Origin of the sequence: Aliiroseovarius zhejiangensis (genome assembly GCF_014656375.1) — a bacterium.
GTDB classification, from domain to species: domain Bacteria; phylum Pseudomonadota; class Alphaproteobacteria; order Rhodobacterales; family Rhodobacteraceae; genus Aliiroseovarius; species Aliiroseovarius zhejiangensis.
Map to the genome: position 1 here is coordinate 252,480 of NZ_BNCH01000005.1, position 10,376 is coordinate 262,855.

7 protein-coding genes are annotated in these 10,376 nt (G+C 58.3%); 3 read left to right on the forward strand and 4 right to left on the reverse strand.

Features of this window, described 5'->3' with window-relative positions; all coding sequences use genetic code 11:
* Positions 1-67 precede the first annotated feature (67 nt).
* Genes IE188_RS12840 through xdhA form a run of 4 tightly spaced genes read right to left on the reverse strand, consistent with a single transcriptional unit; the run spans position 68 to position 6,358 of the window.
* Positions 68-1,672 (reverse strand): xanthine/uracil/vitamin C permease, encoded by a 1,605-nt coding sequence (locus IE188_RS12840; protein WP_191286905.1) that lies wholly within the window; start codon positions 1,670-1,672, stop codon positions 68-70.
* Positions 1,665-2,558, reverse strand: coding sequence for a xanthine dehydrogenase accessory protein XdhC (gene xdhC / locus IE188_RS12845; protein ID WP_191286906.1), 894 nt, complete (start codon positions 2,556-2,558; stop codon positions 1,665-1,667). The genes IE188_RS12840 and xdhC overlap by 8 nt, the downstream gene beginning before the upstream one ends.
* Positions 2,559-2,561: 3 nt before the next feature.
* Positions 2,562-4,886 (reverse strand): xanthine dehydrogenase molybdopterin binding subunit, encoded by a 2,325-nt coding sequence (gene xdhB / locus IE188_RS12850; protein ID WP_191286907.1) that lies wholly within the window; start codon positions 4,884-4,886, stop codon positions 2,562-2,564.
* 14 nt (positions 4,887-4,900) lie between these two features.
* Entirely contained in the window at positions 4,901-6,358 is a 1,458-nt protein-coding gene (gene xdhA / locus IE188_RS12855; RefSeq protein ID WP_191286908.1) for a xanthine dehydrogenase small subunit, read from the reverse strand.
* Positions 6,359-6,481: 123 nt separating this feature from the next.
* Between xdhA and IE188_RS12860 the strand changes: the two genes are divergently transcribed.
* The 3 genes from IE188_RS12860 (at position 6,482) to istB (ending at position 10,183) form a co-directional block, all read left to right on the forward strand.
* The gene (locus tag IE188_RS12860) at positions 6,482-7,378 is read left to right on the forward strand and encodes a LysR family transcriptional regulator (protein ID WP_191286909.1); all 897 of its coding nucleotides are present in this window, start codon (positions 6,482-6,484) and stop codon (positions 7,376-7,378) included.
* 578 nt (positions 7,379-7,956) lie between these two features.
* Positions 7,957-9,522 (forward strand): IS21 family transposase, encoded by a 1,566-nt coding sequence (gene istA, locus IE188_RS12865; RefSeq protein ID WP_191286910.1) that lies wholly within the window; start codon positions 7,957-7,959, stop codon positions 9,520-9,522.
* Positions 9,455-10,183: an IS21-like element helper ATPase IstB gene (gene istB / locus IE188_RS12870; protein ID WP_191286911.1), complete on the forward strand. Its 729-nt coding sequence runs from the start codon at positions 9,455-9,457 to the stop codon at positions 10,181-10,183. Before istA ends, istB begins: the two co-directional genes overlap by 68 nt.
* Positions 10,184-10,376 lie beyond the last annotated feature (193 nt).

Sequence of the window (10,376 nt, forward strand, 5' to 3'; positions counted from 1 at the left end):
ATGATCTACTTTCGCTTGGCTCATGAAAGGACGGGCGGCACGGTGGCCGCCTCGTCTGTTTTTTCGATCAGGCGACGTCGCGTGCCGGGCTGTCGTCGTCCAGCATGTCAGGTTCGTCAGGAACAATGATGCGATGCTCAAGGTCTTCTCTGGGGGCAACCATCGGATAGATCAGCATGAATGCGCCGATGATCAGGTAGCCAATGGTGATCGCGTCAAGCTGCGGCATTTGCAGCGTGTAGCTGTGAATGATCCCTATCGAGGACATCACCGCAGCGGCAAGCGCGAACCAACCAGCCTGCTTGAACCGCCCATCGATGACATCGGCTGCGATGGCACCCCAGACGAGACCAGTGATGATCGCACCTTGTGACAAGGCAAGGTGGCCTTCGTAATGCGCACCTTCCATCAGCAGAGCAGCGGTCAGTTCACTATCGCCCAACCCGGGAAGACCCTCGACACCCGTGTTGCGCAGTGCATTCATCAACGAGCCCCACTTGGTTACAAGGAAATTCGAGATATGCGGCAGGATCGCGAAGGAAACAGCCGCCATATGCGCGGGTTTGACGGCGTATCCCGTGTTGGTGATCAGGCTGACGGCCACGAACACCAGCACAGGCGCCGCAGCGGCGATCGGGATCAGCCCGGCAAGGAACGACAGGAAGCCAAGGAACGCCGCTGCCGCAATCACCAGCGCCACACCGATGATATAGCCCGCACGCGCGTCCATACGCTTGTAGGCGGGGTGGCCGATGTAGACCGTTGTGGGGAAGGGAGAGCCGAACATCGCACCGATCATGGTACCGGCACCATCGGTAAGCTGGCAGGCAGCAACCGGATAGCTGTCGCCGGCGGCTTCGGCAGATTCCACGTTGTTCATCGTTTCGATGAAGTTGTAAATCTGTACGGGGATCAGAACCAGGAACAGCTCGGGATTGGCAAAGAGGTGCTGAATACCCACCAACATATCGCCGACGTAAGGAATGGGCGCGTAAAAGCCGATGCCATCCGTGTTGAACGACGACTCGCCCAGGAAGATCGCAATGACCGTACCCACGGCGATCGCTACAAGGCCGGCAGGCAGGTTACCCGGCAGGCGGAAACGGCCAATCAGACCCCAAAGGATGAACAAAAGCGATGTGAAGCCGATCAGTGGATGCTCGAAAATGGTGGCCAGAGGAACCGACCCGATAAACACCAGGGCGATCCCGCACAGCGTGCCCAACATGCCCGCTCGCGGGGTGATCCGCTTGAGGAAAGGGCCGACGATCGCGCCGAAGGCTGCAACGATACCGCCCATGAAGCCCGCTCCGATGCCGACCTGCCAGGCCAGAAGTGAATCGCCCGTCGCCCAAAAGATCGGACCGATCACGCCAAAAAGGTAAACAAACATGACCGGGGTCGAAATGCCGTAAGGCAGCGCCGTAACGTCCTTGCCCTGTTTGTTCGCGACCCATTTGGCCATCAGGGTATAGACAACCACACCGGCCAAGATTGCAATCGCAGCACCTGGCACAATGCGGCCAAAGACGATGTCGGCAGGCATCTGGAAGACGAACTGACAGACGCCGGACAGGATAAGGAGATTGACGAGGTTGTCGGTGAACAACGCCCAGAACGCATTCAGATCGCTCTTGTTTAGTAGTTTGTAGCTGTAGTCTGTATCAGACATTTCGGGTTTCCTCCCATTGAGCTTCCTCTGCTTCGTCCTCCTCAAACGGCATTTGCAGAGTTGGATTTGTTTGATGTTTCGATGTTTCAAGGGCCAAGGACGGGCCCGTTAGCTGGTCCATGACCTCGGCCACGACGAAGGCGGCGATGATTTCGGGGCGTTTGTCGGTGCTTTGTGTGGACCCGATCGGGCATGTCAGATCGGATATCCCTGACCCGTTCGAATGCGAGGCGTGGAACCGCGAGAATTTCACTCGTTTCGTCGCGGATCCGATCAGGCCGACATAGGCCGCATCACCTCGGTCCAGCGCCTCGGAGGTCAGCAGGAAATCCAACGCGTGATCGTGGGTCAGGACGATAAAGGCGCTTTGGGCCGGGGCGTTGCGCAGGTCGGCTTCAGGCAAGGCTGACAGCCGCGTTTCGATCTTTGCGTCACACAGCGAAAGTTCCTGTTGTCGTCCATCGATCAGGAAACACCGCACCGGCAGAAACTGAAAAAAACGCGCCAGGGCACGCCCTACATGACCCGCACCGAAGATGTAGACATGGGGATGCAGCTCGGCATCGTGTGCCTCGGCCTCGAGTGCGCGGCATCGGTCAGCCGTCGACATATGGGTAAGAGTGACAACGACACGACCCCCGCAACACTGGCCAATTTCAGGCCCCAAAGGCACATCCATTTCTTCGGTTGTGCGTCCGGCACGCAACATGGCGCGTGCCTTGTCTATTGCCATGTATTCCAGTTGACCGCCGCCGATCGTCCCATGGAGGCGTTCTGCGCTAACGAACATCTGCGCACCCCGGTCACGCGGAGACGAGCCATGCACTTCGCAAAGGCGGACGTGTATCACTGGCGCATCCGAGGAAAGAAAGGCGGAGAGTGTCATGTTTTAACCTTGTAGCCGTTCGACAGCCATCAGCACGCGTTCTGGCGTGGCAGGGGCGTCCAGGCGCGGGCATTCACGATAGTCGGCGACACTGGCAACCGCGTGTGACAGCGCTTCGAACACCGAAATACCAAGCATGAAGGGCGGCTCGCCCACTGCTTTGGACCGCTTTATTGTGGGTTCTTTGTTTTCTGACCAGGTCGCCAGTTTCGTGTTGAAAATGCGCGGACGATCAGAGGCCAGGGGGATTTTGTAGGTGGACGGTGCGTGGGTGCGCAACTGACCTTGCGCGTCCCACCACAGCTCTTCTGTGGTCAGCCATCCCATTCCCTGAATGAAGGCGCCTTCAATCTGACCGACGTCCAGGACCGGGTTCAGGGACTTACCCACATCATGCAGGATATCCGTGCGCTCGACGCGGTATTCACCGGTCAATGTGTCAATGGACACCTCAGAACATGCGGCGCCATAGGCATAGTAGTAGAAAGGACGTCCCTGCCCCGTTTCACGGTTCCAGTGGATCTTGGGTGTTTTATAGAAGCCTGCTGCGGACAGGTGGACACGAGCCATATAGGCCCGCTTGATGAAATCGAGGAAGGAAACAATTTCATCGCCCACCTGTACCGCATTGGGAAGGAAGCGCACCGCGTTTGCACTGACGCTCCAATGCTCTGCGGCAAAAGCCACCAGTCTTTCTTTGATTTGGCGCACCGCGTCTTGTGCGGCCATGCCATTCAGGTCGGACCCCGAAGAGGCCGCAGTTGCAGAGGTGTTGGGCACTTTTTCAGTCGTCGTTTTGGTGATCTTTATCTTGTCAAAATCGACCTGAAGTTCGTCCGCCACGATCTGAGCAATCTTGGTGTTGAGCCCTTGCCCCATTTCCGTGCCACCGTGGTTCAGATGGATAGATCCATCAGAATAGATGTGAACCAGGGCACCGGCTTGATTGTACCAGGTTGCAGTGAATGAGATGCCGAACTTCACTGGTGTCAGGGCAATTCCCTTGCGGATGGTGCCGCCCTTGGCGTTCCAGTCCAGAACGGCCTGACGACGGGCTTCATAATCGGCGCTTTCTGCAAGTTCCTGACAAATGCGCGGCGCGATGTTGTCTTCGACGGTCTGGTGATAGGGTGTCACGTCGCGACCGCCATCGCCATAGAAGTTGCGCCGGCGCACTTCGAGGCTGTCCAGCCCGCGGTGATAAGCGATCTCTTCCATGATCCGCTCGGCCGCGATCACCCCCTGTGGGCCGCCAAAGCCACGGAACGCTGTGTTGGAGACCGTATTGGTCTTCATCGGGTGCGAGTTCAGCAGGACATTGGGGTAGTAATAAGCGTTGTCGGCGTGAAACAGCGCGCGATCCGTAACGGGGCCTGACAGGTCAGACGAAAACCCGCAACGGGCCGCGAATGCACCGGTCACGGCCTGGATGACACCATCGTCGTCAAAGCCGACCTCATAGTCGATTACAAAATCATGGCGCTTGCCGGTGGCAGACATGTCGTCGTCACGGTCCGGACGGATCTTGACGGCGCGGTTCCACTTTTTCGCAGCCAAGGCCGCCACCGCGCAAAACAGGTTCATCTGGGTTTCCTTGCCCCCGAACCCGCCGCCCATCCGGCGGACATTGATGGTCACGGCGTTGGAGGGCACAGCAAGGACATGAGCAACCATATGCTGAGCCTCGGAGGGGTGCTGGGTGGATGAATGAACGATGACGTCCTCGTCTTCGCCGGGGATGGCAAACGCGATATGGCCCTCCAGATACATGTGATCCTGGCCACCGACTCGCAGTTTGCCTTTGATGCGGTGTTTGGCTTTGTGCATCGCACTGTCGACATCGCCTCGCTTAAGCGTCAGCGGCGGGGTGACATAGCCCTTGCCTGCTGCTTGCGCGGCTTCTGGATCCAGCACATGCGGCAGGTCTTGGTAGACCACGTTCGCAAGTTTCGCCGCGCGGCGGGCTGCATCGCGTGATACGGCGACAACCGCGAACATCGGCTGGCCCCAGAACTCCACCTTTTCAGTTGCAAAGATCGGCTCGTCATTGCGCCCTGTCGGCGACACGTCATTGACGCCGGGAATGTCCTCGGCCGTCAAAACCCCTACAACCCCCGGCGCGGCGCGCACTGCGCTCAGGTCCACCTCGCGCAGCAACGCGTGCGCCCTGGTCGACAGACCCAGATATGCGTGAAGCGTTCCAACCGGTTCGGCGATATCATCACAGTATTCAGCGCGGCCCGTCACATGCTTGATGGCACTGTCGTGACGCATATCTGTGTTTACGGCGCCCTTGATTGGGGCAATCGATGGCTTTTGATCTTTCATGTCAAATCTCGTCCTTAGGCGCTGAGGCGGTCATTCGCGGTCTCATCCTGCTGATCCAGCCAGAATTTGCGAAACAGGTTCCTGGACACTTGCAGGCGATACTCAGAAGATGCGCGCCAGTCGGAAAGCGGGCTGAAATCGCTGCTGAGTTTCTCGGCTGCGGCAACAAGCGAAGCCTCGCTCCAGGGCGCTCCAACCAGGGCAGCTTCGGCGTTGGACGCGCGCTTTGGTGTCGCGGCCATGCCACCGAAAGCAATGCGTGCCTCGGTAATTCTGTGGTTTTCGACCTTGACGCTGAACGCCGCGCAGACCGACGAGATATCTTCGTCGCGCCGCTTGGAGATCTTATATGCCGCGTGAATCGTACCTGCCGCAGGGCGCGGAACGCTGATGCTCTCCACAAACTCGCTTTCGGCCCGATCCTGCTTTCCGTAGTCGATGAAGAAATCCTCGATCGGCAAAGCGCGCCGCGCAGATCCTTTGCGCAAAGTGATCGTCGCGCCAAGCGCGATCAGAACAGGTGGCGTGTCGCCAATGGGCGACCCGTTTGCAATATTGCCACCAATGGTACCCATGCTACGAATCTGCCATCCGGCGATCCGATCCCAGAAGGCTGCAAGATGTGGATAATCGGCAGCAATGGTGTCGCGGCTATCCGCATAGCTTACGCCTGCGCCGACCCGGATTGTATCCTTGGTCACTTCGAGATGACGCAACTCGTCCAGGTGACTCAGAAACACGACGGGAGAGATATCGCGCAGGAACTTGGTCACCCAAAGACCAACATCCGTGGCACCGGCCACGATGGTTGCGCCGGGTGTTTCCAGCAGCACATCCGCCAGATCGTCAACCGATGCCGGCAGAGTGCATTGGCTATCACCGTTGGAGACAACGACGCGATTGCCATCGTGAATCTTCGTCAGCCTGTCCGTCATGGCGGCACGCTCCAGGGTCAGCGCATCGTCTGCAGGGCTACCGTGGGTGGACACGGCCTTTGCCGCCTTGACGATCGGTTCGTATCCGGTGCAGCGGCACAGATTGCCTTGCAACGCGACCTCGATTTCGGTCTCGGTTGGATCTGGATTGCCCATCCAAAGCGCGTAAAGAGACATGACGAAACCCGGGGTGCAGAAACCGCATTGGCTGCCGTGATGTTCGACCATTGCCTGCTGGACCGGGTGAAGCTTGCCCTTTGGGCCAGAGAGATATTCAACAGTGACGACATGGCACCCGTCAAGGGACGCCATCAGCCGAATACAGGCGTTCACGGGCTCATAGCGCAGAACGCCGTCCTGCAACCGACCGACCAGAACAGTACAAGCGCCACAATCGCCTTCCGCGCAACCTTCTTTTGTGCCTGTCAGTCGACGGTCAATGCGTAGAAAATCCAGCAACGTGTCACTGGCCCCAACGCAAGTCAAAGTCACATCCCGGTCGTTCAACACGAAACGAATTTCTGATCTCGTCGCCATTCTTCACTCCCTTATCCCAGCCCGGATTCTGCGATGCCGTCAGTATGGTTCGGTATTTTTATGTGCGAAAGCGGCGCATTCGGGTATGCTCATTCAACGATTCGTTGATAATCCGAGAATTCCATGCCCTATCTTGAAAGCCTGAAAGTCTTCGTGAGGGTCGTTGAACTGGGCAGCATCACATCGGGTGGGCGTGATCTTAGGCTAACACCTGCGGTGGCCAGCAAGCGCATCAAAGAGCTGGAGAAGCGTTTGGATGTCAGATTGTTCAATCGCACAACACGCAAATTGTCGCCTACCGACGTGGGCAGGACGTTTTACGAACACGCCAAGCAAGTCGTTCAATCCATCGACGATGCCGAGGCTGCGATTTCGGGGTTTTCTCAATCGCCTCGCGGTATTGTCCAGGTGACGGCGCCTCTCGGGGTCGGTAAGCGACTTGTCGCTCCGCTTATCCCGGAATTCGTCGATCTATACCCGGAAGTATCCGTTCGTCTGCGCCTCTCGGATCGCAAGGTGGATTTGCTGGAAGACGGTCTTGATGTTGCATTGTTTGTCGGACGTCCACCGGATTCAAATCTGAAACTGCGCAAGATAATGGACACCCCGCGTATCCTTTGTGCCGCGCCATCTTATCTTGAAAGACACGGCGTGCCTCAGATCCCCGATGATTTGAAACGTCACAATTGCTTGCTCCTACGCTACCCGCGCTCGCCCGAATGGTACTGGACCCTGTCGACGTCCGAAGGACCCAAGAGGATGGATGTCTCCGGCAGTTACGATTCCGATGACGGAGACGTGTTGACCGGATGGGCCTGTGCTGGGCGTGGCATCATCAACAAGCCGCGTTTCGATGTCGCCGAACACCTAGCAAACGGGACACTTGTCGAAATTCTGCCAGAAACGCCACCTGAACCCGCAGTGTTTGGATGTCTCTATCCGCACCGGCGCTTCCAGGACAGCAAAGTCCGTCTATTCATTGATTTCCTGCTCAAGCGATGTCGCGAAAAACTGGCGTAGGACCAGCTCCGCCAAGATCACATATCGTCCAATTCGGACCATTTCACGTCTGGCCGGGATAGTGTCTTAATCCACTCCGCTGTCATTGATGCGATCCGCATCCAACTTCCACTTTTTACTCATGGCACTGTGCGTCGCAGTAGCAAATTGCACATATGCGCTTGCCTCCAGACTATTTGACGTAGCCCAGTCATGTGCTATCCGCGCGAACAGGCGTACCGAGATATACAGGCGATTACCCCTGGACTTGAGATCAGCTTCGCTCGGTGCCGATCTCGCACTCGAGTCGACAGATTTCACAGGTATTGCTGGGCCCATGCCCGTCGCAAGCTCTATGACCTGACCCACAACAACGTGGCCCCCATTGTATAGGAAGGGCTCAAGCAGATCGCGGCGCTTTACCGGATCGAGAAGCAGATCCGTGGGCAGTCAGCTGACGATCGCCTCGTTGTTAGGAGCCAAATGTGAACCGGCATGCAAAATTGACCCCAGTATTGGGGTAATCGGCGTCCAAGAGTGACCCCCCTGATATTTCTGTTCAGAAGCTTCCTCGACGGATTTGAGGGAGCGAGTTGGGGATGTTGGTTGTGGAGACGATTGCGAAGATCAGGCGGGCGTATTTTATCCAGGGGAAGTCGATCAAGCAGATTTGCCGGGAGTTGCGGGTGTCGCGGAACACGGTGCGTAAGGTGGTGCGATCTGGGGCAACCGAGTTCAGCTATGACCGCTCGACGCAGCCTCGCCCCAAGATTGACCCCTGGCGATCCGATCTGGATGAGCTGCTGGGCGAGAATGACCGGCAGCCCAAGCGGCAGCGCCTGACGCTGGTTCGGATTTACGAAGAACTGCGCAACCGAGGTTATGACGGTAGCTATGACGCGGTACGGCGCTATGCGGCGCGTTGGTCGAAGGCGACCCGGGAGGCATCGGCGGCGGCCTATGTGCCGCTCAGCTTCGATCCCGGCGAGGCCTATCAGTTTGATTGGAGCCATGAGGTCGTTCTGATTGACGGCGTCACCACGACGGTGAAGGTTGCCCATGTCCGCCTGAGCCATAGCCGGATGCCGTTTGTCCGGGCCTATCCCAGAGAGACCCAGGAGATGGTGTTCGATGCCCACGACAAGGCGTTTGCCTTCTTCGGTGGGGCCTGCGCCCGGGGGATTTACGACAATATGAAGACCGCCGTTGACGCGATCTTCGTCGGCAAGGACCGCGCCTATAACCGGCGGTTCCAGCAGATGTGCGGCCATTACCTGGTCGAACCTGTCGCCTGCACCCCGGCGTCGGGTTGGGAGAAGGGACAGGTCGAGAACCAAGTCGGTGTCATCCGGCGACGGTTCTTCGTGCCGCGTCCGAAGTTCAAGTCCTATGCCGAGCTGAATGCATGGCTGGAGGATAGATGCCTGGCCTATTCGAGGGCAAACAAACACCCCGAGCTGCGGGACAGAACGATCTGGGAGGTGTTCGAAGAAGAATGCCCGAGCCTTGTGCCTTACGTCGGCCCGTTCGATGGATTCCATGCGGTCCCGGCCTCTGTGTCCAAGACCTGCCTCGTGCGCTTCGACAAGAACAGATACTCGGTCGATGCCCGCGCCGTGGGGCGGCCGGTCGAGATCAGGGCTTACGCCGATCGGCTGGAATGCTGGCAGGATGGGCAAATCGTTGGCCAGCATGGGCGGGCCTTCGGGCGGGACAAAACGATCTTCGATCCCCTGCATTACATACCTGTTCTGGCCCGCAAACCCGGCGCCTTGCGCAATGGGGCACCCTTCAAGGAATGGGAGCTGCCGGTGCCGATCCGCCGCGTGTGGCGCAAGTTGGAACGTCAGCCCGGCGGTGACCGGCAGATGGTCGACATCCTGAGCGCCGTACTGACCGACGGGATTAAGGCGGTCGAAGCGGCTTGCGCAGAAGCCCTGTCGCACAATGTCCATTCCGCAGGCGTGGTCCTGAACATCCTGGCCCGGCACCGCGAGCCACCACCGCCCCTGACAATTACGACGCCAGATGCGCTGAAGCTGGCCTGTGAACCAATTGCCGACTGCAACCGATATGACAGCTTGAGGAGACAAACAGATGGAACGCTCAGACGTGATCGACGCGATGGGGAAGCTGCGGCTCTACGGAATGAGGGCGGCCTATGACGAGGTGCTGACCACCGCCGTCAAACGCCAGCACGAGCCCCAGCAGATCATCGGGGATCTTCTGACCGCCGAGATCAGGGAGAAGCAGGCACGGTCAGTCAAATACCAAATGACCATCGCCAAATTGCCGCTGGCCAAGGAACTGGAGGAGTTCGACTTCGAAGCGGCGCAAGTCAACGAGACCCTGATCCGCGACCTCGCCACCGGAGACTTCCTGGACCATCAACGCAACCTTGTCCTGATCGGTGGCACCGGAACCGGCAAAACCCATCTCGCCGTCAGCATTGCACGTGCCTGCATCCGGGCTGGCCGCCGGGGCCGGTTCTTCAATGTCGTTGACTTGGTGAACAAACTGGACGCCGAAGCCAGGGCAGAACGGCAGGGCCGTACCGCCGATCTGATCTCCCGGCTCGACTTCCTGATCCTGGACGAGCTCGGATATCTCCCGTTCGCCCAGACCGGCGGTCAGCTGCTGTTCCATCTGATCAGCAAGCTCTATGAGCGCACCTCGATCATCGTCACCACCAACCTGGCTTTCGGCGAATGGCCCAGAGTCTTCGGAGATGCCAAGATGACAACCGCGCTGCTCGACAGGCTCACTCACCATTGCGAGATTGTCGAGACCGGCAACGAAAGCTGGCGCTTCAAGAACCGCGCGTAGCGCCAATCCGAAACCCCGCAGGCCCGCCGCCGCTGCGTTATATGAAGACTACGCAGCGCCGGGCCTGCTCAGCATCAAGGGGGTCAAAATTGGATGCCGATAAGGGGTCAAAGTTCAATGCCGATTGACAACCAGAGAGAAGGTCGCAGGCTCACCCGTGGCGTCGATCATCGTCGTGGGCACCGCGAGATGA